This is a genomic window from Sulfuricella sp. (assembly GCF_035531155.1).
Classification (GTDB): domain Bacteria; phylum Pseudomonadota; class Gammaproteobacteria; order Burkholderiales; family Sulfuricellaceae; genus Sulfuricella.
Genome location: NZ_DATKTK010000069.1, coordinates 136,089 through 162,524 on the forward strand (window position 1 = coordinate 136,089; position 26,436 = coordinate 162,524).

Sequence of the window (26,436 nt, forward strand, 5' to 3'; positions counted from 1 at the left end):
AACTTTTTAGGGCGGGGTTGAATCCGGGGTATTTTCGGAAGCAGATCACTAGCGCTGCCTGAACCACTGTTCCAGCATCATCAGCACCCAGACCATGGTGCCGTGATAGCCGGCATGCTCGTCCAGATGTTGCCCAAGCAGCTTGTCGATGAAATCGGCGCGCACGATGTTGCGCGATTTCAGTCCATTCAGGCTGTCAGCGGCCAGTTCCTGCAGTGGCTTGTGATCCTGGAGCCAGACGCCGAAAGGCAGGCCGAAGCCGTGCTTTTGCTTGGTGATGATCTCGTCCGGCAGGAAATCGCGCAGCGCCTCCTTGAAAAAATAACGCAGCTTTGTCCCCCGGAGCTTCAGCTCCGGCGCCAGCCGCGCCGAGAAAGCCACCATTTCGTCGTTGAGAAACGGGAAAGCCCCTTCCATCCCAGCCAGTTCGCAGGCCTTGACCACCTTGGGCAGATCGTTGTCGGCGAGGGTGAATTTCAGGTCGAGGGCGAGCATGTGGTTGATCAGGCTTTGGGCATGGGCCTGGCGATAGGTTTCGTTCAAGCGGGAGAGGGGCTGCCCCGGATCAACGGTAGCCAGAAACTCCCGGGTAAAAACCTCCCCATGGCCGTAACGATCCAGCAGGTTGTAGGTTTCCGTGCGCGCCGGCATCGGCACCGAGGCCTGCTCGATATAGCTGCGGGCCTTGCGCACCAGCGGCACTCTCTGGCCGCCGGGCATGCCGAAGACGGCGGGTTCCAGTACCCCCTTGCGCAATAACGAGGGGATACGTTCATAGAGGGAAAAGATATATTGCTTCGCATAACGCTCGTTACCGCCGAACAGCTCGTCGCCCCCGTCACCGCCCAAGATCCTGTTCAGACCGTCCGCCCTCGCCATGCGTGCGCAATAAAAGGCGGGCACGGCAGAAGCGTTGCCGAAGGGCTGATCGAAGATTCCTGCAATCTGCGGAATGGCCGCCACCACATCGTCCGGAGTGACATAGTACTCGTGATGATCGGTGGAAAAATGCCGCGCCGCGATGCGGGCATACTCCATCTCGTCATAGCCATCGGCTTCGAAGCCGATGGAGTAGGTGCGGGCCGGCCGGTCACCAGCCTCCCCCAGGATACCCGCGATCGTGGAGCTGTCCGTCCCGCCGCTGAGGAAGGCGCCAACCTCCTGATCTGACGCGGCCTCGCGCACGCTGGAGCGCAACAGCCGCAAAAATTCCTGCTTGAGCTCGTCAAAGGGGCGCTTTTCCCCTTCCAGGAACCGCATTTCCCAGTGTTTTTTTGTTTCCGCCCGGCCTTTCCTGAAAACCAGGTATTCGCCCGGCAGGAGGCGCTTTTGCCCCGTGTAGATCGTGTCGGGGCCGGGCACCATATGAAAATAGAGGTAATTGTAGAGGCTCTGCGGGTCGATCTCCGGTCTTGCCAACGGGTGAAGGATGACGGCATCCGCCGATGAACCGAACACCAGCCTATTCCCAGAAAGCGTGTAGGAAAGCGGCTGGGTCCCCATGCGATCGACGGCCAGAACCGCCTCCCCGGCAGCTTCATCCAGGATGCAAAGGGCATACGCGCCCTCCAGAATCGGGAGGACCGTCCCTCTCCCTTCCCGCCAGCCGTCCGCCAGCGCTTTGGCCACACCCTCGTCCTGCGCAAGCTGGGCCAGACGGGAATCCGTAAACCTGACCCGGCCCCATACCGCGACCAAAAGTCCTTCCTTTTGATAGAGGTGGACACTGTCGCCGCAAGCGGCGACAGCCAGGGCGCTGTTCCCTTCCACCAGCGCCTGGACGCCGCTGCCGTCAAAACGCGCCAGCGGCCCGGCCATTCGCTCGACAATCTGCCGGTTCTCGGCAATTGTGGCGCCATAACCTATCCAGCCACACAGACCACTCACAACAATTTCCTTGTTTTTTCTAACATCGCTGCCCCTTTATTCTTCGGCCCTTAAACCCATGGCTGTTCAATGATTATGGTAACAGGCGAAAAAATGGGATGCTTCGCGGCAGGTGGGTTACTTGAGCCCAAGGCGGTTCATCAGGTCATACAGGGTGGGGCGGCTGACACCCAGCAAATCGGCCGCCTTGGCAATATTGCCATTCACTCTCGCCAGCACCTTCACCAAGGCCTTGTATTCCGCCTCTTCCCGCACCTGGCGCAGATTGAGATGCTCTTCCGCCTTGGTTGAGGCCTGCAGCCCGAGATCCTCCCCACTGATTTGGGAGCCCTCCGCCATGATGACGGCACGCTTGATGCAGTTTTCCATTTCCCGCACATTGCCTGGCCATGAATAGCTTTCTATCGTGGCCAGCGCCTCCTGGCTGAAGTTGAGCAAGGAACGCCCCTCCTGAACGCTGAACTTGTTCTTGAAGTGATGCGCCAACAATGCGGCATCGCCCATCCGCTCCCGTAGCGGTGGAATCGTGACAACGATCTCGCTCAACCGGTAATAGAGGTCTTCGCGGAAGTCTCCCGCCACGATCATTTCCTTTAGGTTCTGATGTGTCGCACAGACAATGCGCACATCCACAGGGATCTCTTCGCGCCCCCCTATCCGTTCTATCACCCTTTCCTGCAGGAAGCGCAAAATTTTTGCCTGCAGGGCCATGGGCAGGTCACCCACCTCATCGAGAAAAAAGGTCCCCCCATTGGCGAACTCGATTTTGCCCAGGGTCTGCTTGGCAGCCCCGGTAAAGGCCCCCTTCTCGTAGCCGAACAGCTCACTTTCCAGAAGGCTTTCCGGGATCGCCGCACAGTTGATCGCCATGAAGCGTTTCCCTTGCCGCGGGCTCAACTGGTGCAGGGCCTTTGCCAGCAGTTCCTTGCCGGTTCCGCTTTCGCCCAATAGCATTACTGTGGCGTCGGAGGGCGCGACCTTTTCCACGTTGCGGCATATCTTGAGCATGCCCGGATCCCTGCTGATGATGCCCGACAGGGGGGAATCCATTTGGACTTGCTGCATCCGGCGGTTTTCCTGCTGCAGCGCATGCAGGATAAAGGCCCGTTCGATCACCAGGCCGAGCATCTCTGGGTCAAAAGGTTTTTGGTGAAAATCGTAAGCGCCCAGGCCGATGGCCTTCACCGCATTGGCATGATCCTGGTTGCCGGTAAGGACGATCAGCTTGGTGTCCGGTGCGAGTGCGAGTATTTGCTGCAGCGTGGCCAAGCCCTCTGAGGCGCCATCGGGATCCGGAGGAAGTCCAAGGTCCATGGTGACAACCGCCGGTTGATGACGGCGAACCTGCGCGAGTGCGCTTTCACGATCCCCTGCCACCAAAACTTCGTAAGCATCGAAGCTCCAGCGCAGCTGCTTCTGCAGGCCGGGATCGTCTTCAATAATCAGCAGGGGAGGTTTGCCCCGATTCACCGGATTCTCTTTCACACTATGCGGCTCTCTCGACCGCCTGATCCTGGCGGTGAAGCGGCAGGATCACGCGGAAAGTGGTGCCGCCCGGCTGGCTGCTGGCGACTTCCAGCTGGCCCCCGAGTTCGTGAATATATTCCCGGCTTTCAAACACGCCTATCCCCATGCCCGCCGGCTTGGTGGACTCGAAAGGCTTGAACAGCCGCTCGCGGATGAACTCCTCGCTCATGCCATGCCCGCTGTCTTTGACCTCTATGATCGCGGCGTCATCCTGCCTGGCCATGTGCACCATGACTTGGCCGTCCCTGGGAGTAGCCTCAATGGCATTCTGGATAAGATGCCCGATCACCCGCTCCAGGCGCGCCCAGTTGGCGAAGACCACCAGGCCGGGGTCCAGAATCTCGAGCACCGGCTTCGGCGCGGCGGCTGACTTGGCCGCCACCGCCTGCTGCAGCAGCTTTTCAATGGGAAGCGGAGCGGGCTTCTCATCAGAAGTGCCGCTGCTCAATTTCTGAAGGAGCCGCTTCATTTTCTGTACCGAGAAATCCACCGTGTCGATCATGTCTTTTTGGAATTCCGGATTGTTTTTGTGTTTTTCAGCATTGGGAAGCAGCAGTGACAACTGGGAAACCAAGTTTTTCAGGTCGTGCACTACAAAAGTGGACATGCGATTGAATGATTCAAACTGTCGCGCCACCAGAAGCGCATTGGCCGCTTCCTGTTGCGCGAGATAGCTTGCCGCCTGGCGACCGGCGATCTTGAGCAGATCGTTAACCTCCCAGTTCAACCTGATTCTGCTCCTGGGCTGTGCCAGCACCACAAAACCAAACAATCCTCCGTGCTGGATCAGCGGAACCACCAGCCATGCCTTTGGAATGGCGCGCAGCCATTGAGGCATGGTGATTGCAGCGTATTTTCCAGGATGGGTGTCGCACTCCTGCAAATCTATCACCCATTGCTGATTTTCGAGAAACCGGCAAAAGGGGCTGTTCACTGGCTCGATCCCACCAGCCAGCGGCATGTTCCAGTGCGCCACAGGCTCGCAACTACCGGACTCGCGGCTGATCCACAAGGCCCCCCCGGGGCTTTCCACCAGTTCCGCGACAGCCTGGATGGCGCGCTCTCCCAGACCGTGCCCACCTTCGGAGAGGGTGCGGATAAAACGCAGCCATTCCTCCCGATAGTCGTAGTTGTAGCTGAAAAAATGCTTGCTGATGAAGACCTTGAGCCAGGAACGCAAAGTGCCCGAGAACAGCGCAACCAGGAGCAAGGCCACGGCACCGAACAGGAAAGCGACCTGCAGTACCGTGCCCCAGTTTCCCCCAAAAAATCGGATGTAGTAGCCGGCAGCCGCCATGACCAGCAAGTACATGGCGGCCCCTAACAGCGTCGCGGAATGGAACAGGATGCGGCGCGAAACCGAGATTCCCAATGACCATTGAGGATTGCGCGCTGCCGACACGGCCACCAGGGGAACGATCAGGGCATTGACTATCCCTCGTGCAGTCCAGATCTCCGGGCTCACCTGTCTGAACAACAGGGCATCGCTGTAAAGATAGAAATCGTAAGCGAACACCCCGCCTATCCCCAGGCAGGCGAATTTTATCCCCCAGCGTTGCTTGGCAGGCGTGTTCCTGTAGAGCTGCTCCACCAAGATCATGCCAATCACCGCCATTGCCCCGCGTCCGACGATACTGGCCATAAAGCCGATCGTCCCAAAGGGAGAGGGGCCAAGGCCTCCATAGGAGTAGATGGCGGCAAGAAAGAGCAAAAGGTAAAACCCTGCAACAGCCGCCACAGCTGGCCTGACCCTGGAGGTAGAGGAAGCTTCCGTCTGCCCGAAGGGTCCCAGCAGCATTACCAGAAAAGCGGTCCAGCCTGCATTCCGAAGAATTTCCAGGATATCCGTCAGGAGCGATACCGGGCGTCCCAAGGTGGCCTGATAGGCGACCGTCGCCGCCCAAAGCGCGGAAAACAGGCATGCGACAGTGAGCACCATCCCGTGCAGACGTCCGCGCCAGCTGGTCAACAGGAGGCCGGATAAGAAAAAATAGGCCGCCGCGGCGGCAGCATAGCTGAGTGCCGCAATGCTTGTTGTCAACATGGGGTTGGGTGCCATGAGCTCACCGTCCCCCCTTGCCCAACAAGACTACCTGGACTGTATCGATCAGGATGATGATATCCAGGAACAGGCTGTTGTTTTTCACATAGTACAGGTCATACTGCAGCTTTTCGACGGCATCCTCCACCGAGGAGCCGTACTGGTAGCGTACCTGGGCCCATCCGGTTATCCCCGGCTTGATGCTGTGCCTCGTGTTGTAATAGGGGATCTTGACGCTGAGCTGGTCAACAAAATAGGGTCTTTCCGGGCGGGGACCCACAAAGCTCATTTCCCCTTTCAACACGTTGAATATCTGGGGGAGCTCGTCTATCCTCAATTTCCGGATAATTCTGCCCACCCTTGTTGTCCGTGGGTCATTCGCTGCCGCCCATTGCGGTTTTCCCTCTTTCTCAGCATCATTTCTCATGCTGCGAAACTTCAGGACCATAAACGTTCCCCCCCCTTTCCCCACCCTTTCCTGCCGAAAAAGGATAGGCGCACCATCTTCGATGAAAATGCAGAGGGCTGTAACCAGCATGACGGGAAAGGTGGCCACCAGAAGGATCAGGCTTGCGGTCAGGTCGAAAACTCGCTTGACGGCCGTTCTCAAGACTCCCTGCTCAAATCCCCCGCCAAAGACCAGCCAGCTCGGGTAAAGGGAATCAACCCGGATCTGGCCCCGCTCGCGTTCATAAAACTTGGCGGCATCGCTCACCTTGACCCCATTCAGTTTGCATTCCAGAAGCTCCTGGATTGGGAAGCCGCCGTTGCGCCGGTCTCCAACCGCGACAATGACCTCGCTCACGCTGTATTTATTCACCATGGACACCAAGGGCCCTTCCGCAGACAAAACGGAGTGGTAGGGCACCTGGTGTTTCTCGCCCGGCATCGGCACAAAACCAACGATCTTGAATTTATGGCAACCGGGATCGTTCTCGATCAGATCGTGGCATTCCTTGGCCCTGGCGCCTGTACCCAGCACCATGACCCGGGACTCCAAAACCCCCAGGCTGGACCACTTGAAAAAAACGGCCCGCGTCAGAAGCATCCCGGCCATGGCAAGAAGCATCACTATCCCCAGGATGCCACGACCGAAATAAAGGTCAGGCGCCAAGTAGAAAACCAGACTGATGAGACCCAACCCCAGGACAAGGGAAGGCATCAGGCGGAGTAAAGTGGCTTTGGAGTCCGGCCTTGAATCCAGTTGATACATCCCCATCGCCGCCATACTCAAGGCCATGACAACAGCAAAGGTACTTGCCTTGGGAAATAGGGGCGTGAGAGAGGCGGAAAAGAACTGGGCCTCTTCAAGAAAACGGATTCTTGTCCCCAGGTAAACCGAGGCCATCAGCACGAGCACTTCCACGACGAAAAGAAAGACTGCCGTTATGGAAATGTAATGATTGTAAATTCGAGTCATCTCCGGTATCCCTCTTCACGGCAATTTCCGCCGCAGCAGATCGCGGATGTAATTTCCGGGAATGGCGTAGGTTATGCCGCTCGGATGAGTGAGGGCGGCTTCCTTCATTCCCTTTACAAACACCATGTTGATGATGCCGTAGACCAGCCCGGTTTCAGGATCGTAGAGGGGGCTTCCGCTGCTGCCGGGATAGGCCGTGCCGTCGAGCTGAAACACGGTATAGGCGGACCGATGCAACTGGCCGATCATCTTTGCGTCGAGTCCCCGGGCGTTCCGCGCTGGCAACACGATAGGCGTGATCGAGGAAACCATGGCGCGGTGAGTCACCGGATAAAAACCCAGAATCATGCCGATCGGAAACCCGGTGAAAGCCAATGTCTGTCCCTCCCGGGCTGCGCCAGAATCCCCGAGCTCCATGGCAGACAGAGCCGGCCCGCTGATCCTTAGCAGAACCAGATCGTGCTCCTTGTCGAGGGCGACCGGAGCTGCCATCCTGAGTTCCGGCTCTTTGCCTTTGCCGGTGATCACGACAAGCGACTCCTTGTTCGCGATATCCAGCATTTCTGGGACGACGTGGAAGTTGGTGACCACGTGGAGACCGTCTTCCAGCACAAAGCCCGTGCCCAGAAAATTCACTGGCGGGGTACGCGTCTTTTGAAAAGTCCCTACCCCCACAACGGCTGGCTTGATACGTTCGATGGTTTGGACGAGCTCGGCGCCCCAAAGCGGGGAAACAAACAGCAACCCCAGCCCCACAAGGACAATGCTTCTGACGCGCCCCAGGAGAAAGCCCGGGAAAGCACGGCAGCCATTCAATCGCGTGTTGATATTCATATCCATCCCGCTACGAACCCTTGCCGCAAAGATCAGGCAAATAATTACGTGACCCTCTCCATTTACATAATAGATAGGCTAAGCCCTCAAAGCCCATTTTTATGACATATCTATCGTCAACTTCACTATAGACCATAAAAAAATGGTCCATGGCGCTCACTGAACACTACCTTTTTGCAATAGCGCCAGCTTCCGGATGAGACAGAAACGCCGTGTTTCGAGCAGTCCGCAGGTGTTTGTGGGCTATCAAAAATTCCACTTAGGTCTTGGCCCATTAGTGAAGACTGATGCACTGCTGATAGCGATAACAGGACCAAAAATCGCGTTTATCGGAGGTGCAGCCCCTGGGCTGACTCAATGCCGGCCTTAATATGCGTTCAACAGTGGCGCTAGCAGCCTGTCGGACTTGAAGAACAGCTTGCCAGCCTTGGAGATGTCAGCTTGGGAAGGCGCACACCCTTCACGAAAATCCACGTGCTGAGGGCGATGCTTTTGAAGATGGGGAATTGTTCCAGAAGCAGTGAGCGCATCGTTTCAACAACTTAAGAAGTATCGTGCCAAACTCAAACCCGGGCACCAGTTACTGGTTTATTGATGATAGTTAACTGGCAACGCCACAAATGATGACGTCTCCGCCAGGTTGAGCAAGAAGGGGTGGGTGGATTTCCCGTAAAGGACCGTAACTTTTCGCACGTAGTTCCTCGTTTCGGGATAGGGCGGAATCCCGCGATGCCTTTCCACCGCCCGCTCCCCGGCATTGTAAGCCGCGGCCACCAGCGGCACATTGCCCTTGAAGAATGCCAGCAGCCATTGCAGGTAGGCCAGCCCACCCCTGATGTTTTGCGCCGGATCGAAGGCATTTTTGACGCGGAAGCGACGGGCCGTTTCGGGGATGAGTTGCATCAGACCTTGTGCATTTTTAGGCGATATTGCTCGCACGTTGAAACCGGATTCTACCGATATAATCGCCAAAACCAGCTTGGGATCTACCGAGTAGCGGGGCGACAATTGTTGCACCAGGTCGACGATGGGGCCTTTCGGATAAGCCGTTGCATCCACCTGCTCCGGGTTTTCTCCCGCGTTTCCCGTTTCCGGCGCGGATTCCTCGGGCAACATACAGCGTGGCAGCGGTGTCGCGGCAGAAGAGCGGGTATAGCGGACCATTTCCAGCGCGTGGCCATGCCCCTGTTCGGCCGCCATGGCGAACAAATGTGCGGCCAGCCCATCGTCCCGGGAAACGCCGCGGCCATTGGCATACATCCATCCGAGGGCGAACTGGGCATCGGCAAAGCCAAGGCGGGCGGCACGACAATACAAGTCTGCGGCCTTGGCAAAATCCCGCGCCACGCCTTCGGCGTGTTCGTACTTTAGCGCCAGAGCGACCAGCGCTTCAGGATTGTCCAAACTTGCTTCCGGCGCCGCCGGAAGTGAGCGCGGATTGCTGTCGGCGCCTACGCTACCGACACACAAGGCCCACGCTGCCAGCACCACCAAGAACTTGCCTGGAAAAGTCATTGCACCTCACCACATACTTTTTGTTCAAGACTGGTGGATACAACCCGCAAGTTTCGCGCCAAAACATGATTTACTTTTAATTACAACAGATTAACAGACGGCGCTCGGCGCTTGACTGCGGAGTATGTAAAAAAAACCGACAAACCTTGGGCCTTGGCATCATCAACCCAGACACCAAATATCCCTGCCATTCCGGACGCGGGCGCACCCTGGAATCCCGCAAACATCCAAGTAAACGCTTCTCTTCGCGGAATTCCAAATGGGTAACCGCTATAATGACGGCCCGGATTAATCCGGGCATGTAGTAACTCACTCACTTGCATCTGTTGTAATAGATTCCGACAACCCCGACGGCGACATGCTTGACTACCCTTAGGGCAGGGTCTATTAATAAACAATAGAAAGCTTACGAGTCTTTCTCCATTTCGGTCTGAATCCAAACGGTCGGTTTTGTCAAACCTTGCGGCAAAAGAGATACCACAAGACCGAGTCGCCCAGCCAAACCCTTGCTGATAGCAGAGAGAGGAAAATACGCATGCATCATTTCGGCAGCAATAAGCGGGTAAATAGATGGGTGATGCTTTCGACAGTTGCCGTGCTAATCGGGGGAGGAACAACTGCCTGTGGCAAGTTCGAAACCACCCAGGCGCTGGTCTCTGAAGCCAAGCAATATCAGCAAAAGGGGGACAGCCAGGCCGCCATTATTCAGCTTAAGAACGCCCTGCAGAAAAACCCGGACGATGCCGAAGCACGCTATCTTTTAGGCATGATTTATCAGGAAAACGGCGATCCCGTTTCGGCCGAGAAAGAGCTACGCAAGGCCCTGGCGCTAGGCATGGGCCGTGACAAGGTGATGCCGGGTCTGGGGAAGGTCTTGCTGATGCAAGGGCAATTCCAGAAAGTTCTGGATGAAACAGGCCTGGCTGCCGCCAAGGGGCCGGCCTCCCCCGAAATACTGGGCGTGCGCGGAAATGCCTACCTCGCTCTGGGCAAATACCAGGATGCCAAGTTATCATTCGAGCAGGCGCTCCAGGCCAGGGCTGACTTTGCCGATGCCCTGCTCGGGATGGCCCGTCTCGCCATCGTGGACAAAGACATCGATGCTGCTACGCGCATCGCCGATCTCGCGGTGGACAAAAACCCGAAAAATATCGACGCTTGGCTTTTCAAGGGCGATCTGCTGCGGGCCCAAGGGAAGATCGAACCTGCCCTGGACGCCTACGGCGAGGCCCTGAAGATCACGCCGGACAACACTCCGGCGCGCCTGAGCAGGGCGTCCGTGGAACTTGCCGCCGAAAAATTTGACGCGGCCCGTGCCGATATCGCGGCGGCGCGCAAGAAGGCGCCAAAGAACCTGATGGTCTACTACTTGCAGGCGCTGCTCGATTTCCGTCAGGGGAAAAATGCCGCAGCGCTCGATTCCCTTCAGCAGATACTGAGCGCCGCACCCAACCATATGCCCAGTGTGCTGCTTGCCGGCGCAGTCCAATTTTCCTTGGGCTCGCTGCCACAGGCCGAACAGCATCTGAAAGCATATCTGGAGAAAGACCCAAACAACCTCTATGCGCGCAAACTGCTGGTCGCAACCCGGCTGAAAAGTCGCCAGACCAAAGCCGCGCTAGACGTGCTCCAGCGTGCGCTGAAGGAGGCGCCGCAAGACGCACAGTTGCTGGCTTTGGCGGGCGAAGCCTACATGCAGGCCAAGGATTTCACGAAGGCGACGGAATACTTTGAAAAAGCCAGCGCCATCGCACCCAAGAACCCCAAACTGCATACCTCGCTGGGCCTGAGCAGGCTGGCTCAGGGGGAAAACGAACGCGCCATTACTGAACTGGAAACCGCTGCGACCCTGGATACCCAATCATCCCAGGCGGATGTACTGCTGATCATGACCTACCTTGGCCGGCAGGAAAACGACAAGGCCATGGCTGCATTGAAAAACATGGAGAAGGCGCAGCCCAACAATCCCCTCACCCACAACCTGAAGGGCGCAGTCTACCTGGCAAAAAAGGACAAGATTAGCGCCCGGGCAAGCTTCGAAAAAGCCCTTTCCCTGCAGCCTGCCTATTTCCCGGCTACGATGAACCTTGCACAACTCGATTTGCAGGAGAAAAACCCGGCATCTGCCCAAAAACGCTTTGAGGCCATCCTGGAAAAGGACAAGGGCAACCTTCAGGCCATGATTGCGCTTGCGCAACTCGCCATCATCCAAGGGCAGGGCAAAGAGGTGGAATCCTGGCTGCAACGGGCCAACAAGGAGCATCCCGAGGCCTTGCAGCCGATCACGCTGCTGGTTGGGCATTATCTGAAAACAGGGGAAAAGAAAAAGGCGCTCGATCTGGCGCAAAAAATGCAAGCCAGCCATCCTCAGAGTCCGGAACTGCTGGACCTTCTGGCTCAGACCTACCTTGCCGGCGACAACAAGGAAAAAGCCCTGGAGTCCTATGAAAGACTTGCGGCGTTGATGCCAGGATCCGCCCTCGCCCAATACCGCATTGCTGCCGTTCACAAGGCCATGCAGAACGAACGGGCGGCTTACGGCGGCTTGAAGAAGGCGCTCGCCCTGCAGCCGGACTATCTGGATGCCCAGTTGGCTTTGGCAAGTATGGAGTTGCGCAAGGGCAATCATGATGAAGCCCTTAAAATAGCCCGGCAAATCCAGAAACAGCGGGAAGAATCCCCGGTGGGCTACTTGCTCGAAGGCGACTCGTTCATGGCGCAAACCAAGCCCGGGCTTGCTGTTAAGGCCTATGAACAGGGATTGGCCATTAGCAAGAACAGTTTATTGATGATGAAGCTGCATGCCGCCCTCAGCCAGTCCGGAAAAGTCAAGGAGGCGGAAACACGCATCCTGCAATGGCTGAAGGAACATCCCGCCGATACTTCAATCCGCATGTATCTTGCACATAGCTACCTCGGGGCCAAAAAGAGCAAGGCGGCCATCGAGCAATATCAGTCCGTCTTGCTGCAGGAGCCAAAAAATTCCTTGGCGCTGAACAATCTGGCCTGGTTGTATCAACAGGAAAAAGACCCCCGCGCCCTTAACTATGCCGAACAGGCCTATCAAGTGGGACCGAACAACCCGTCGATCCTGGATACCCTGGGATGGATGCTGGTGGAGCAAGGCAACACCACCCGCGGCTTGCCACTCTTGCAAAAGGCCACCAGCCTGGCGCCGGAAGCAGCTGAAATCCACTACCATTTTGTGCTTGGACTGGTGAAATCCGGCGACAAGGCCAAGGCGCGCAAGGAGCTTGAGCAACTTCTGGCCAAGGGGAAAACGTTTTCCAGGATTGAGGAAGCAAGGGGTTTGTTGAAGCAGCTATAGTCGGCGGAGACATGTGACGCCAAGCGCTGTAAGGCAGTGGCCCCCGTTGCGCCGAGCATGGTTCAGGTAACGGCAGGAATCTCTCTGAGAGAGGTGGGCAGGATGGCCAAAATTCCCCATGACAGGGACAAAACGAAAACCGGCAATGCCATTGCCGAGGTACGTTATGTCCCCGCAGAGCCGGATCCACCTTTCCCGGAGGAAGAGGCGGCACGCTCCAATATCCGTGATATTGCTGTAGCTCACAAGACCTTCAGAATCCGTCTTGCCGACACGGACGAAGGCCGCAACGCCGCAAACATGCTCATCGACCGGATGTATTCGTGGAGGGGCTACACCACATCCCACCAAACGCCGAAAAGTCCCAACCTGATAACCTTGATGGCCATGGAAAACCACTCCGTGATCGGAACGATTTCCATCTCTCTCGATTCCCCCATAGGAATTCTGGCCGACGAAACCTATGAGGACGAAATCAATATTTTAAGGAGCAGGGGCTGCAGGATTTGCGAATTCACCAAGCTCGCCTTCGACCCCGCCGTCCGTTCAAAACAAGTTCTCGCTTCGCTCTTTCATGTTGCTTTCATCTACGCCTGGCACATTCGGAATTGCACTGACCTGCTCATCGAGGTCAATCCGAGGCACCGCCGTTTTTATAAAAGAATGCTGGGCTTCAAACGGTACGGGCAAATAAAGACCAACCCGCGCGTCAACGCGCCGGCGGTTTTGCTATGGCTTGATCTTGGTTATGCGGAACAACAGATCCAGAAATTCGGCGGGTCAAGTAACCACCCCGGATCCGAAAAGTCTTTGTATCCGTATTTTTTTTCCCATCACGAGGAGGAGGGTATTGTCCACAGGCTATTGAACCTGAACGGAGATTCCCGTGAAATGGTTCAATGAAAATCCCTGGATTCCTGCAAACCCTTTATCCCTCTCTCTCCCAGAGGCGAATCTATGCACAATGCGTTTCGTTGTGTTTTCCGGCTACTGGTCGTACCAGAAATCCGCAACTAAACTCATACAATCTTGTCAACGCAGAGCATGTTTAATATTCGCAAATTTCTTTTTGGCGTCAAGAAGCGTCGTAGAAAGCCGCACGAATGGGATAAAACCATTGTCGCCTTCTCGCCCTACTGGCTCAAAGACCTCGCCATACCGGCACCCCGGGACGTTACGAACCTGCAGGATGACAAGATCGAAGAGCAGGCTTTCAAGGTTCGTCTCGCTAACAACGAAGACCGCCGTAAATCAGCCAGCCTGCTCATCCAGAAAATGTATGACTGGCGTGGCTATGAAGCCGACGCCATAAGCCATGATCCCAACAAGATAACCCTGGTGGCCTACCAGGATGACAAAGTGGTGGGCACCATGTCCTTGGGCATGGACTCCCCCCAAGGTATGGCGGTAGACCAACTTTACAAGCAGGAGGCAGATCAACTGCGCGCAGAAGGAAGAAAGCTCTGCGACATCACCCGGCTTGCCGTGGATCGTGATATCAAGACAAAAAGTGTATTGGCCGCCTTGTTTCATATGTCGTTCATTTATGGGCACAACATTCACCACGCTACGGATTTTCTGATTGAAGTGAATCCGCGCCATGTGCTTTTCTATCAACGCATGATGGGATTTGAACCCTTTGGTGAAGAAAGGACATGCCCCCGGGTCAATGCGCCAGCCGTACTGATGAGACTGGATACCAGCCACGCGGATCAACAGATAAACCGCTACGGCGGGATGGGGGCGACCGCCAAGGGCGTGAAGTCGATCTATCCCTATTTTTTCTCACGTGAAGATGAATTGGGTATCACACAGCGCCTGCTTAGGGGAGAATGACCCCTGATGGGCTCTCTGGTTTGATCGCATGCAATCCTTTACCTATGATGAAGCTTTTTCCCGCAACATCGGCTGGCTGACCCGGCAGGAGCAGCAGCAGTTGCGCCAAAAACGGGTGGCGATTGCCGGCCTGGGTGGCGTGGGGGGGACGCACCTGCTGACGCTTTGTCGGCTGGGCATAGGCAAATTCCATCTGGCCGAGTTCGATACCTTCGATCTGGTTAATTTCAATCGTCAGGCTGGAGCGACGGTCAGCACCCTGGGTCTGGGCAAGCTGGAGGTCATGATCCGCCAGGCGCTCGACATCAATCCCGATCTCGACATCACTGGCTTTGCCGACGGCGTGACAAGCGACAACCTGGATGCCTTTCTGGATGGCGTGGATATCTACGTCGATGGCCTGGATTTCTTCGCTTTTCAGGCTCGCCAGCAGGTCTTTGCCGCTTGTGAGACAAAAAATATCCCCGCCGTCACCGCCGCGCCGTTGGGCATGGGCGCGGCGGTGCTCAATTTTTTGCCCGGCGGCATGAGTTTTAATAATTATTTTCGCCTGGACGACGGCCCTGAGGCGGAAAAACCCCTGCGTTTCCTCATGGGGCTTGCGCCTGTCCGCCTGCAAATGGGCTACCTGGCCGACCCCTCCGCAGTTGATCTGGCCAATCGCAAGGGCCCGTCCACCATCATGGCCTGCCAGCTTTGCGCTGGCGTGGCGGCGACCGAAGCCCTGAAAATTCTCCTCGGCCGCGGCCCGGTTCGGACGGCCCCCAAGGGCTATCACTTCGACGCCTACCGCAACAAGCTGGCGCTGACCTGGCGGCCCGGCGGCAACCGCAACCCCTTGCAGCGTCTCGCCATTGCCCTCGCCAAACGCAAACTCGGACTATAAATGCACCCGATTCCCCCACCCATCTCAGATATTCTCGAATTCGCCCGCTGGGCGCCCTCCGGCGACAACACCCAGCCCTGGCGTTTCGAAGTGATCGACGACCATCATCTGGTCGTCCATGCCTTCGATACCCGCGACCATTGCGTCTATGACCTCGACGGCCACCCCAGCCAGATCGCCCACGGCGCACTGCTGGAAACCCTCGCCATCGCTGCCAGCGCGCACGGCCTGCGCGCTGAATTCAGGCGCCGCCCCGGTTCGCCGGATACTCACCCCGGCTATCTTGTGGACTTGATCCCGGACAGTGCCTTGACGACCGATCCCCTGCTGCCCCATATCCGGCAGCGTTCCGTACAGCGTCGGCCGATGCGCACCACCCCCCTCACCGCATCGCAGAAACAGGCGCTTCAAGATGCTGTCGGAAAATTTTACACCGTGCGCTGGTTCGAGAACGGGCCACAACGCTGGCGCCTGGCCAAACTGATGTTCGACAATGCAAAGCTCAGGCTAACCCTGCCCGAAGCCTACCCGGTTCATCGCGACATCATCGAGTGGAACGCGAGTTTCAGCGAGGATAAGGTGCCGGATCAGGCGCTGGGGCTGGATACCATGACGCTCAAGCTGATGCGCTGGGTCATGGCGAGTTGGCAGCGTGTCGATTTTTTTAACACTTATCTGGCCGGCCATCTGACTCCGCGGATCGAAATGGATCTCCTGCCCGGCCTGTTCTGTGCCGCGCACTTTGCCATCCTCGCCAGCAAGGCGCCGGAGACGATCGAGGATTACGTGGCCGCAGGCCGTGCGGTGCAGCGCTTCTGGCTCACTGCCACAAGTCTGGGCCTGCAACTGCAACCGGAGATGACCCCGCTGATTTTCGGTCGCTACGTGCGCGAAGGCAGGGCGTTCAGCCGTCTGCCCGGTGGCATGGAAACAGCTGCAAACCTGGGCGACCGGCTTTCCCGGCTGTTGCAGAACTATGCAGTGGGACAAGCCGTCTTTCTCGGACGAATCGGCAACGGGCGGTCAGCAGCCAGCCGATCCCTGCGCCAGTCCGTTGGGCGGTTGATGCGCGCGGGATAAAGTCAAAAACTGTAGCGCACCTCGGTGTAAACCCGGTCTTTGTCGTCGAACGCACCGAACAGGCCGGTTGCCGGCCCTTCAAAAATATCGACAGCGGCTGCCAGCCGCCAGTTGCCATCCAGTTTCCAGGTAAGTTTGAGTCGCCGCAATTGTTCGGCTTGTTGATGAGTCTGGCGGGGATGCTGGAGTGGTCTTTGCTAAGCCAGAAACATAGCGTCTGAATGTCGAAAATTTTTACTGTCTCGCTTGAAAACTTTCCAGACGAGCTCCTGCCGCCCACACCGATAACTTTTAACATGCTGAAGTTAATGCATATTTTATATACTTTGTTCTCTGCTGGCATGGGTAATGCTTAATGATTTGGTAAGGGCAGTACGATAGGGATTAGAGAAGTATATGAATCGAGTCTGACCCCATTTATTTTTCTTCTCAATTGTTGCTTGGATAGTAGGAGAGCGTCATGAAACTGAAATCCACAAAAAATTTCTTCGCCGGAATCGCACTGGCCAGCATGGCGGCCGTGAGCGGAACCGCGGCCGCGTTCGATCTTAACAATTGTAACGGCACCGGACTCGCCTGCCCTTGGGTGACCTACGGCGACGGCAATTCCTACTCGCTGGCGCTCAATGCCTATATTTACGATGCGGCTCAAGGCGGCGGCACCGGGCCGAGCAATCCGTTTTTTGTACAGTCCTCTCCCGGCCAAATCTCGAGCCTGATCGTAAACGCGACCGGCAGCAGCGGCAACCCCATCGTCACGAACTTCCCCAATATGGACAATGCTTACCCCACGCCCAGCGGGGTGAACGGCACCACTTTCTTCAGCATGAACAAGACCGCCTACGGCCAGCCTCTAACCGGCAATCCCCCAGCTTATCCGGCGGACCCCGGCGGCGCCGGGCAATTCACGGGCGACTTAGCCAACAGCTGGGACACCAAAGTCTCCGCCTTGCAGGCTTTCCTGGGTGCCGGCAACACGCCGATTTTCTTCTTCAACAACAACCAGACCAGCAGCGGCGCCACCACCAACCAGGATATTGCTGTCTGGGCGCAGATCACCCTGACCGACAGCACGGGTGCCAATGCTGCGAAGATCTTCGACTTTACCAACACTCTCAACCCATTTGCGGAGCCCTCGCTCGTTCCTCTGGATCCTAGATTTATGGGTAATCCAGGTGCCTACAGCTCGACGGGTTCAGGGCCAGTCGCAGGTGACAACACGAGCACCGACTACGTGTTCTCTGGCGGGAGGCTCTGCATACTGCCTGGTACCCCCTATCCCGTCTTGATGGAAAACCTAGCAGATGGGTCTTGCCCGGCTGGCACGATTACTATCAACAACAACCTGGGTGCCAATCAGGCCGCTTATGCGGTGGTGTTCCCGGAGTTGAACGCTTTCCTGCTTGCGGGGGGGTATGACTCCATGCACGTCGACCTGCGCTTTGGCTGCGATCCTAACACCGCGGCAGGCAGTTGCATTGGACGCGACGCCAACAACGGTTACGAGCAGCTGTTCATCGCTAGTGCCGCTGGGGTAACCGTCCCGGAACCTGCGACCCTTGCTCTGCTGGGTCTGGGCTTGATGGGATTAGCCCTGTCGCGCAGAAAAGCACGTCCGGTTGCCTGAAGCCACACTCCACTTAAAGCGGCGCTTGGCGCCGCTTTTTCTTTGGTGCGCCCAAAGCACGGCACGGCGCACGCCCAAGCGGGATATCCCAACGGCCGCCTCACAACCCCACAATTTCACTGCTCAAGGCAATGGCAGGGTCCTGCTGTTTCATCTCCGCAACTAGAAACTGTAGCGCACCTCGGTATAGATGCGGTCCTGGTTATCGTACTGGCCAAACAGGCCAGTGGCTGGCCCGGAGAAAATATCTGCGCCGGCCCTCAGTTGCCAGTTGCCATCCAGACGCCATGTTACCTTGAACTGGGCAGACCAGTCGTCCCGGTTAAGACTATGAATCAACAGTAGCTCAGGCTTTATCCTGGGATGCAGTGCCTGGGTGCTTAAGAGGAGCGAGACACCGTTTTCGGTCTTGTCCGGCACGATGCCTGCATCGTGGTTGGGAAACCAGCGCTGAAAGAATTGCACGTTGAAGCGGGTTTCCTGCGGGAAACTCCATTCCAGCCCGACGATGGTATCGAGGATGTTTTGCTTGACCAGCCCGTCCGCATCGGTGGCGCTGGTGGTGCTGAACAACTTGTCTTTGGTATAGACCGCCTCGGCCTTGAGCACCATCGGCCCCAGATCCTTGCCTAGAGTGGCGCCTAATTGGTGAATGCGCTCATGGATGGGCTGATAGGTGATGACGGGGGTGGGGAGCAGCGCGGTCTGGCGCGAGAAGGCTGCCGACGGGTCGTTGGCGGTGTAGTAGAAACCCGAGACGTCCCAGCCGCCCTTGAGCCAGGAAAGCCGCGCGCCGTAAGCCGCGTCACTCAGGCCGACAGGTTGTTTTTCCGAGGCAATGACCGTTTGAAAACCGGCGACGGCAGGCGGATTGAACGGGTAAAACTCGGCTCCGGGCTTGCCGATGTTGTCATACGTCATGTAGGGTATCCACACCCCTTCGGCGTGAAAATCCCCCTGAAAATACTCAGCTCGCGCCGCCCATTGCGGGATACGGATGATGTCGAAATCCGGCAGCACGAGCTGGCGCATATCCTTGGCCGACACCACGTCAGCAAAAAACAGCCCGACCATTTCGCCCCAGATGACATGCTGTCGACCCAAACGAAAATCCCAGTCGCCCGCCGAAAAATCCATATAGGCTTCACGGATCATGGCCTCGAAACGCTGGTCTTTGCGCACCGCTTCGGGGTAGGTGTCGGTGAGATCGTAGATCGGGTCGTAATTGATGCGCCCGCCCAACTTCCACGCCGCCCCACCCGCCGTGCGGCCTTGGGTAGCAAGGTCGAGGGTGTTGTTGAATCTGGACCAATGCTTTTTGTCGGCATAGGTGTAAGCCAGGTCATTCTGATAAAAACCGGTCAGGCGCGGTTCGGAGGGTGGGGGCTGGCTTGGCGGCACGGGTTCAGGCGCGGCAGGTGCGCTGATGTCTTGCGGCGCTACGGCCGGTTTGTCCTGGGGGGCGGGAGCAGGGCTGCCGAAGAGGTCGTCGATGGATTCCACATCCCGGCTGGTTTTGTTCTTTTCTGCTGCGCCCGCCGGGACGGCGGTTATCAGCAGGCCCAGCAGCAAGGTTCCCAGAACTCCTGGCTGCTGACCCGGCCGTCGGTTTTTGGGGCAAAAATGTGCTCCCACGGTGTTCTCCCTATTCCATTATCTGGCCATCGGCCAGTTCAATCACCCGGTCGGCCATCTCCATGACCCGCGCATCGTGGGTGGAGAAAATGAAGGTCGTGCCTTCTTCCTGATTGAGATCCTTCATCAGCCTAAGAATCCCTTCGCCGGTCTTGTGATCGAGGTTGGCGGTCGGTTCGTCTGCCAGGACAATGCTTGGGCGGGTGGCGAGGGCGCGCGCGATCGCCACCCGCTGGCGTTGACCGCCGCTCAATTCATTGGGGCGGTGGTGCGCATAGGGTTCCAGGCCAACCACATTCAGATAATGCCGGACGCGTTCCTGACGCGTTTTCTTGGCCACATCACGCTGTTGCAACAAGGGATATTCGACATTTTCCCATGCTGATAATACCGGCAGCAGATTGAAGGTCTGGAAGACAAAGCCCAGCGTGTTTAGTCGCAGATCAGCCAGTTCATCGGGCGTTTTGCCGCTGATGTCCTGCCCTTCGATCAGGATGCTTCCCGAGGTCGGTGTGTCAATACAGCCAATCAGATTGAGCAGGGTTGACTTGCCGCTACCCGACGGCCCGGCCAGCGCCATGAACTCGCCTTTACGGATCGTGAGCGAAATGTTGCGCAATGCCGTAACGATTTGCTTTCCAAGCGCATATTCTTTGCCGACTGCTCGAACCTCGACAATCACCGCCGCAGGTTCAGCAGCGTTTCCTTCATCGGCAACAAACTCCAGTTGAAAGTTGTGAATGGCGAGCTTGTCGCCGCTTTGCAATTGGGCACGCTGGATTTTCTCTCCGTTCAGGAAGACACCTCTTCTGCTCCCCAAATCTTCCACGTAATAGAGGCCGTCGACCAAAGTAATGCGCGCATGTTTGCGGCTGACCCCCGGGTCTGACAGTTGTATCTCGCATTCCGAGGCGCGGCCAATCTTGAGATCAGCCGTGTAGAGTCGAATATTCCGCAGGATCTGCTGATCCTGCCTTATCAGGAGGCTAGCCACGACCCCACCTTCCAGTTGTCCAGGAACAAAACTGGCGAGGACAAAACACAGATTTTTGCTTGTTGCCCGGCATGCACATGACCTCGCTTAACTCTATCATATAATATTGGATAATCTTGACTTATTCGGTTTGGGTTGACAGGACACCACTTATGGCTATACCTCCATCTTATCCACGCGACGTTCACGTTAAGCGCTATCGGCTGATGCCTTTCTGGACAATATTCGCCGTCGCGCTGCTGTTGTCGATTTTCAGGCCGACGCTGGCTGCCGACAACACAGGCGGAGACCCTCTTGCGCGTGAAATACTGACGCGCGCAGATCGTATCCGCTTCCCTGCCGAGGGCTTCCAGGTCGACGTGACCATCACGACAACCGAACCCGATGTCGCTGAAGACGTACGCGCTTACCGGATACTCTCCAAAGGCAACAACCAGACCCTGGTGCAGACAACGGCGCCAGTGGTTGACCGCGGTCAGATTCTGCTGATGCGGGATCGCGACCTGTGGGCTTTCCTGCCTAACCTGTCACAGCCGATTCGCTTGCCGCTCTCGCAGAAACTGACCGGTCAGGTTGCGAACGGGGACCTGGCTCGCGCCAATTTCGCGGGTGATTACGAACCCAGGCTTCTGCGCACAGAGAAAATCGACGGCGTGTCCTATCACGTTTTGCAACTGGATGCAGTCGATAGCGGAGTCACTTATCACCAGGTGCTCTATTGGGTGAACGCAAAAAACAGTCGGCCTTATAAAGCCGAGTTCTATGCGCTCTCAGGCCGCCTCCTGAAAACCGGCCACTACCAGGAGTTTCGTGCACTGGGCGGGGAAACGCGACCGACCCGATTGGTGATAGAAGATGCCTTGCGTCACGGTCGACGTTCGGTACTCGAATACCGCGACATGGTCATGCGCGACCTGCCTGACAAGGTATTCACCAAGGATTACCTGAAGAAGCTCAGTCACTGAAGCGGCATTTCAAATATTATGGCGCAGTGCGTCCACTACCGGCAGGCGTGAGGCGCGGCGAGCCGGAAGCACGGCAGCCGCAACCGCCGCCAGTGCCCCAGTCAGGGCCGCCACCACGAGCACCCACGGCACCAGTCGAATCGTAGCGGTGTAGCCGACGTTCGAGCCGGGCGGCGGCGGCATGGGAATGCCGATGCCCGATATCAAGCCCGCAAGCGCGCCCCCCACGACCACGCCGAGCAGGCTGCCGAGCAAGCCCAGCAGCGCATTTTCGAGCAGCACGAGTTTGAAGATTTGGCGCCGGCGCAACCCCATGGCGAGCAAGGTTCCGAACTCGCCGGTGCGTTCGTAGACCACCATGTTGATGGTGCTGGCCACGCTCAAAACCAGCATGACAAGAATGATGGACTGCAACGCCCCGAACTGGCGCCGGTACAGCGCCTCGGTCTTTTGATAAAAATCGGCCAACTCATACCAGGGCTTCACGACATAGCCGAGCGGCTCCAGCCTGGCTCTGATGGCTGCTGTCACCGCATCTGTTGCGGCGGTGTCGTCCAGCAACACGACAGCGCTATGTACCGACTTGGTAAACAGCAGTTCCTGGGCGGCTGACAATGGAATGCGTACGGCTCGATCGTCGTAATCCCTGGAGAAAGTACGGAACACGCCGACGACTTCATACTCAAGGGTGTTCAGCGCACCTTCCGGCGTATTCACCATCAAGGTCACGAAGCTGCCGGGGCGCAGATGCAGGGCGGCGGCGACACCTTCCCCGATCACCGCGCCGAATGCGTCCGCCTCCCGCAACAGGCGGCCGGCAACGATGGTGGTGGCGGTTCCCAGTCGCGCCTCCTTGCCCGGTTCAACGCCTTCGCCGATGATGGGCAAATCGGCGCGGCCGTTGTTGGCCAGCCCGGAAAAATTCACGCGGGTCATTACAGCCTGCACATGCGGAATGGGCTGTACTGCGTCCACCACGACCTTTGGCTGCGCGATCATATAACGCGACGGCTCGCGCCGACCATACTCGATATAGCCGCGCCGCATAATCTGCACATGCCCGATGCGCGAGTGGATTGTCGCCTCGCGCAACTGCACAAACACATCCTCGACAAAGCCGCCGCTGATAATGATGGCGGCCACCCCGGTGATAATTGCCGCCAGCGTCAGCGCAGTGCGCAGACGATTGCGGAAGATGTTGCGGAAGGCGAGCTTGAACATGTGGCTTTCGCGGACCTCAAATATTGTGACGCAATGCGTTGATGATTTGCAGGCGCGAAGCTTTCCATGCTGGATACAACCCCGCCAGCGCAGTAGTGATGAATGCAATCAGAAATGCATTCATCAAAACGTGCAAGGTAATCCGGATTTCCCCGGTGTAGCCCTCTTCCATGCCGGGGGGCGGCGGCATGGGGATACCCATCGCGGAAATCAATTCGGCCAGCCCATAACCGGCGACTAACCCCAGGGATGCACCGGCCAGTCCGAGCAGCAGCCCCTCGATGGCGAACAGGTAAAGGATTTTTTTGCGCTTGAAGCCGATGGCCAGCAGCGTTCCGATCTCGCCGGTACGCTCAAGCACATTCATCACCAGCATGTTGGAAATGCTGAGCACGATAATGCAGCCAATGATCAGCCGCAGCACGTTCATCTGCTGCGAGAACAGCGCCACCGTCTTGTTGTAGAAATCTGCCTGCTGGTACCAGGGCACGAACTCCAGCTTGTTAGCCGGTGCGGGGAAGCGGGCGCGGAACTGCTCCAGAAAGTGATCCGTTTGCTCGGTGTCATTGAGCAGCACCAGCCAGGCGTGGGCACCGTTAACGCGCAGCAGTGACTGCGCCAGGCCGATGGGCAGACGCAAGGCGGCATCATCGTAGGCCTGGTTGGCGCTGACGAATATACCGGCCACTTTCGCCTCGACGGCGTTGATCCCGCCGCCTGCAGCATTGGCCAGCAGCGCCACGGTGGCGCCCGGTCTCACGTCGAGATTGCGCGCCAGGCCGTGCCCAAGGATCACCTCTTTCGCGGTCGCGCCGGAGAGATTCCGTCCTTCCACGATACGCAGAGCCTTGCTCAACTCCGCCTCCTTTTGCGGGTCGACGCCATCCGCCACAAATGACACCGTTGTCTCGCCATGGCTGATAAGCCCGGTCACCGCCAGCCGCGGTGCCGCCAGCTTGACTCCTGGCGTAGCCTCGACCGCCTTTCGTTCCGGCGAGTTTTCCGGCAATACATAAGCGTAAGGATTGGCTGCGCCCGCGCTGAGGTATCCCGGTCGCATGACCTGAATGTGGCCTAATTGGGACTGGATGGTGCCTTCGCGCATGGCCCAGAAAATCCACTGGATGAAGCCGTCGGCGAGCACCAGGGAGGTGACACCGACTGCCACCGTAAGCAGGGCTGTCAGCGCCCGCCGCCGATTGCGTGCGAGGTTGCGCGCGGCGATCAGCAGGTTAGCCATGGCACTCCAATGCTTCAGAATTTACAACTGGATAATCCATCAATTGCCGGAATAGCGTCATTGCAAGAGCTCGCTGCTCTCATGATGACATTTGAATTATAGTTGCAATATCACACATCTGGGAGAACTCCCATTAATTTCATTGCATGAACCATAATACAATAACATTTTTATGTTATGCGATTGCTTTCCTGGTGTGAGTGTAATGCAAATTCAAAAACAGGCCGGTCGTTCTTCTTGTTGCTGAAGTGGTCACCCTTGCGCGGATTGCGACGCTAGCGAAGGGGCTCGATCCGTCTTCGGATGAAATGGTTGTCGCCTCAAATCCTCGCTACACCGATTTGGAAGCATCGCTTGGCTGTGCGTTCCATCCCATTCGATCCATTCCTGCCGCCGAATTCGCGCAAGCCCTCGCCCGGGATAAGCCACTGCATAGTATCGAGACGCTCACCCGCTACGTTGAAGACGATTGGGAACTGCTCAACAGCGTCAAACCCAACTGGCTGTCGGAGGCTTCAGACTACGCTGTCCGTGAGCGCTTCTCGCAGCGCAGGGGCATGTAGACGCTCCTGCGTACGATCCCGCAGCACACACTCAAATCCCTTGTCGAAAAATTTTACGCCGTTCCATGACTGGCGCTTACACGCTAACCACAAGATCGGAGGTGTTGAGGGCATTGGCCCCTTTACAGGAGAAAAACTCCACACAGCAGGTGTAAAAGATGGACGCGCTACTGGCCAACTGCCGTACGCCCAAGGAAAGAAAGGCGCTCGCTTGGAAAGCCGGCCTCACCGAATCCCAGGTACTCAAATTCGCAAATATGGCTGATCTCTACCGTATTAGCGGTGTTGGCTCCGAGTTCGCCGAGTTGCTTGAGGTGACTGGTATCTATACGGTTCAAGAATTGGCGCAACGTAATGCCGCAAATCTCGCGCAAGCGATGATCGACGTGAATGAGAAGAAAAAATTCACTCGTCGGGTTCCTTCTGAAGCTGAGGTATCTAAATGGATTCAGCAAGCAAAATCACTTCCTCTGATGCTTGAATATTGATTTGCGTGACCCTTCCGGTTGCCGAAGTAAAAATTCCTGTCGGGAATTTTTACAGCCTTCTTTGTGTATCAATGGAAAAACCCGATTTCAGAGCGGCTGTTTTTTTACAAGTATCAGATAAATATAGACTTAACATTCATTCATCGGGGTTTGGCATGATGCTTGCTCTGTTCCTTATCAGATACTAAGAGATTTCAAAAATCCGTTTTTCTTTTAATGGGACGTTTGAGAAGGAGTACGACATGAAAACATTAAAGAGGATGACCAGCGCTACAGTAGCTGGCTTGCTAATGATCGGCGGGGCCTGCGCAGTTCAGGCATCAACCCTGGATACGACCACGGCCGGGCCGCCGAATGACGGTACCCTGCAAAACTTCAGCGGCATCGACTGGAACGCCAACGGCGCAGGCTGGATTCAAGACTATGGTCTGACGACCGGCGTCAATACCACGGGGGATACGGATCAATTTACCTTTACTTACCAGGCGTTTGCGGGGACCATCGGCACCACCAGTCCGACCCCCAATCTTTATGTCGCCTCGCCCGGCACGGCGACGGGAACCTATGAACTCACCACCTACGCCGTATTGACCGAGACGGCCACCTGCACGAATGCCGACTGCTCCAGCATCTCGATCGTTCTGAACAACGGGAGCTGGCAGATCCTGTTCGATACCACTCCCGATGCGAATCAGGCACTCGGAACCGGCTTCACGGACGGCGTGCAGATTCTGGCAGGGGATTTCGTCAGCGGGCTGTCCTCCTTTATCTCCGTGGGAAGCCTCGGTACTGGCGGGGGCTTCCTGACCGGGACTGTCACGTCGACCAACAGCGCTTACGTGAAACCTGACCTGCTCGGCACCACGGTTCAGGCCTCGCTGCAGTTCCCGGGGCAAAGCTCGCCGACCTACACCCGGCCGGCAGCGTTCAACGGGACGGCCACCGGTGCCGATACGGGGACAAGCTTCGTCCTGCAGACCGACACTTCCCAGAACTTCACCACCGTGCCGGAACCTGCGATGCTGTCGTTGCTCGGAATCGGGTTGATGGGGATGGGCTGGGTGGGACGTCGCCAAAAACGTTCCTCCTGATTTTCAAAAAAACTGAAATTGTTTGACGAAAGCCTCCCGGAATAGCGGGAGGCTTTTTTACTCTTTCTTGAGAGATTCACTGTCGAGAATGGCGTTGCCTGGCATGTAAGCGCAGCGTCGCTTTGGCTAGTGTGGGGGTTTGAATGGCGGATTGCATTGTATGCAACGTCTGCGATGGGCGTGGCCGGATAGAGGATGCGCGGGAGTCACGCAATGTGGCGTGCAACGTGCGTGCATATCGGCACGAGACTTTTCTGG

21 protein-coding genes and 1 pseudogene are annotated in these 26,436 nt (G+C 56.9%); 10 read left to right on the plus strand and 12 right to left on the minus strand.

Annotated features, from left to right (window positions below; all coding sequences use genetic code 11):
• Positions 1 to 48: 48 nt before the first annotated feature.
• The 6 genes from VMV64_RS16455 to VMV64_RS16480 form a co-directional block, all read right to left on the minus strand.
• Entirely contained in the window at positions 49 to 1,887 is a 1,839-nt protein-coding gene (locus VMV64_RS16455; protein ID WP_325332308.1) for an asparagine synthetase B family protein, read from the minus strand.
• Between the two features lie 117 nt (positions 1,888 to 2,004).
• Positions 2,005 to 3,357, minus strand: a complete 1,353-nt coding sequence (prsR, locus tag VMV64_RS16460) for a PEP-CTERM-box response regulator transcription factor (RefSeq protein WP_325332310.1) — start codon at positions 3,355 to 3,357, stop codon at positions 2,005 to 2,007.
• 16 nt (positions 3,358 to 3,373) lie between these two features.
• On the minus strand, positions 3,374 to 5,473 hold the full coding sequence (gene prsK, locus VMV64_RS16465) for an XrtA/PEP-CTERM system histidine kinase PrsK (protein ID WP_325332312.1): 2,100 nt from the start codon (positions 5,471 to 5,473) through the stop codon (positions 3,374 to 3,376).
• A 4-nt stretch (positions 5,474 to 5,477) separates the two neighbouring features.
• Entirely contained in the window at positions 5,478 to 6,875 is a 1,398-nt protein-coding gene (locus tag VMV64_RS16470) for a TIGR03013 family XrtA/PEP-CTERM system glycosyltransferase (RefSeq protein WP_325332314.1), read from the minus strand.
• 15 nt (positions 6,876 to 6,890) lie between these two features.
• Entirely contained in the window at positions 6,891 to 7,709 is an 819-nt protein-coding gene (locus tag VMV64_RS16475; protein ID WP_325332316.1) for a serine protease, read from the minus strand.
• A 588-nt stretch (positions 7,710 to 8,297) separates the two neighbouring features.
• On the minus strand, positions 8,298 to 9,224 hold the full coding sequence (locus VMV64_RS16480; RefSeq protein WP_325332318.1) for a transglycosylase SLT domain-containing protein: 927 nt from the start codon (positions 9,222 to 9,224) through the stop codon (positions 8,298 to 8,300).
• Between the two features lie 577 nt (positions 9,225 to 9,801).
• Here VMV64_RS16480 and prsT point away from each other — a divergent pair.
• The 5 genes from prsT (at position 9,802) to VMV64_RS16505 (ending at position 16,354) form a co-directional block, all read left to right on the plus strand.
• Positions 9,802 to 12,552 (plus strand): XrtA/PEP-CTERM system TPR-repeat protein PrsT, encoded by a 2,751-nt coding sequence (gene prsT / locus VMV64_RS16485; protein ID WP_325332320.1) that lies wholly within the window; start codon positions 9,802 to 9,804, stop codon positions 12,550 to 12,552.
• Positions 12,553 to 12,654: 102 nt separating this feature from the next.
• Positions 12,655 to 13,455: an N-acyl amino acid synthase FeeM domain-containing protein gene (locus VMV64_RS16490; protein ID WP_325332322.1), complete on the plus strand. Its 801-nt coding sequence runs from the start codon at positions 12,655 to 12,657 to the stop codon at positions 13,453 to 13,455.
• A gap of 141 nt (positions 13,456 to 13,596) precedes the next feature.
• Entirely contained in the window at positions 13,597 to 14,388 is a 792-nt protein-coding gene (locus tag VMV64_RS16495) for an N-acyl amino acid synthase FeeM domain-containing protein (RefSeq protein WP_325332324.1), read from the plus strand.
• A gap of 28 nt (positions 14,389 to 14,416) precedes the next feature.
• Complete coding sequence (locus VMV64_RS16500; protein WP_325332326.1) at positions 14,417 to 15,274, plus strand: ThiF family adenylyltransferase; 858 nt, start codon at positions 14,417 to 14,419, stop codon at positions 15,272 to 15,274.
• A complete protein-coding gene (locus VMV64_RS16505) occupies positions 15,275 to 16,354 on the plus strand; it encodes a nitroreductase family protein (RefSeq protein ID WP_325332328.1) in 1,080 nt (359 codons plus the stop codon).
• Between the two features lie 2 nt (positions 16,355 to 16,356).
• Here VMV64_RS16505 and VMV64_RS16510 read toward each other — a convergent pair whose 3' ends face one another.
• A complete protein-coding gene (locus VMV64_RS16510; RefSeq protein WP_325332330.1) occupies positions 16,357 to 16,503 on the minus strand; it encodes a hypothetical protein in 147 nt (48 codons plus the stop codon).
• A 311-nt stretch (positions 16,504 to 16,814) separates the two neighbouring features.
• On the opposite strand from VMV64_RS16510, the gene VMV64_RS16515 reads away from it, so the two are divergent.
• Positions 16,815 to 17,981, plus strand: a complete 1,167-nt coding sequence (locus VMV64_RS16515; protein ID WP_325332332.1) for a PEP-CTERM sorting domain-containing protein — start codon at positions 16,815 to 16,817, stop codon at positions 17,979 to 17,981.
• 162 nt (positions 17,982 to 18,143) lie between these two features.
• Here the strand turns inward: VMV64_RS16515 and VMV64_RS16520 are convergent, their stop codons facing one another.
• From VMV64_RS16520 to VMV64_RS16530, 3 genes and pseudogenes are all read right to left on the minus strand, one after another.
• Entirely contained in the window at positions 18,144 to 19,553 is a 1,410-nt protein-coding gene (locus tag VMV64_RS16520; RefSeq protein WP_325332334.1) for a DUF1302 family protein, read from the minus strand.
• 73 nt (positions 19,554 to 19,626) lie between these two features.
• The gene (locus VMV64_RS16525; RefSeq protein WP_325332570.1) at positions 19,627 to 20,298 is read right to left on the minus strand and encodes an ABC transporter ATP-binding protein; all 672 of its coding nucleotides are present in this window, start codon (positions 20,296 to 20,298) and stop codon (positions 19,627 to 19,629) included.
• 39 nt (positions 20,299 to 20,337) lie between these two features.
• Positions 20,338 to 20,610, minus strand: a pseudogene (locus VMV64_RS16530) (FHA domain-containing protein); the annotation flags it as partial.
• Between the two features lie 152 nt (positions 20,611 to 20,762).
• On the opposite strand from VMV64_RS16530, the gene VMV64_RS16535 reads away from it, so the two are divergent.
• On the plus strand, positions 20,763 to 21,575 hold the full coding sequence (locus VMV64_RS16535) for an outer membrane lipoprotein-sorting protein (protein WP_325332336.1): 813 nt from the start codon (positions 20,763 to 20,765) through the stop codon (positions 21,573 to 21,575).
• Between the two features lie 9 nt (positions 21,576 to 21,584).
• Here VMV64_RS16535 and VMV64_RS16540 read toward each other — a convergent pair whose 3' ends face one another.
• Entirely contained in the window at positions 21,585 to 22,796 is a 1,212-nt protein-coding gene (locus tag VMV64_RS16540; protein WP_325332338.1) for an ABC transporter permease, read from the minus strand.
• 16 nt (positions 22,797 to 22,812) lie between these two features.
• Positions 22,813 to 24,036, minus strand: a complete 1,224-nt coding sequence (locus VMV64_RS16545; RefSeq protein WP_325332340.1) for an ABC transporter permease — start codon at positions 24,034 to 24,036, stop codon at positions 22,813 to 22,815.
• A gap of 248 nt (positions 24,037 to 24,284) precedes the next feature.
• On the opposite strand from VMV64_RS16545, the gene VMV64_RS16550 reads away from it, so the two are divergent.
• The 3 genes from VMV64_RS16550 (at position 24,285) to pepA (ending at position 26,178) form a co-directional block, all read left to right on the plus strand.
• Complete coding sequence (locus VMV64_RS16550) at positions 24,285 to 24,599, plus strand: hypothetical protein (protein WP_325332342.1); 315 nt, start codon at positions 24,285 to 24,287, stop codon at positions 24,597 to 24,599.
• A 158-nt stretch (positions 24,600 to 24,757) separates the two neighbouring features.
• A complete protein-coding gene (locus VMV64_RS16555) occupies positions 24,758 to 25,087 on the plus strand; it encodes a DUF4332 domain-containing protein (RefSeq protein WP_325332344.1) in 330 nt (109 codons plus the stop codon).
• Positions 25,088 to 25,329: 242 nt separating this feature from the next.
• Positions 25,330 to 26,178: a flocculation-associated PEP-CTERM protein PepA gene (pepA, locus tag VMV64_RS16560; protein WP_325332346.1), complete on the plus strand. Its 849-nt coding sequence runs from the start codon at positions 25,330 to 25,332 to the stop codon at positions 26,176 to 26,178.
• The last annotated feature ends 258 nt before the right edge of the window (positions 26,179 to 26,436 follow it).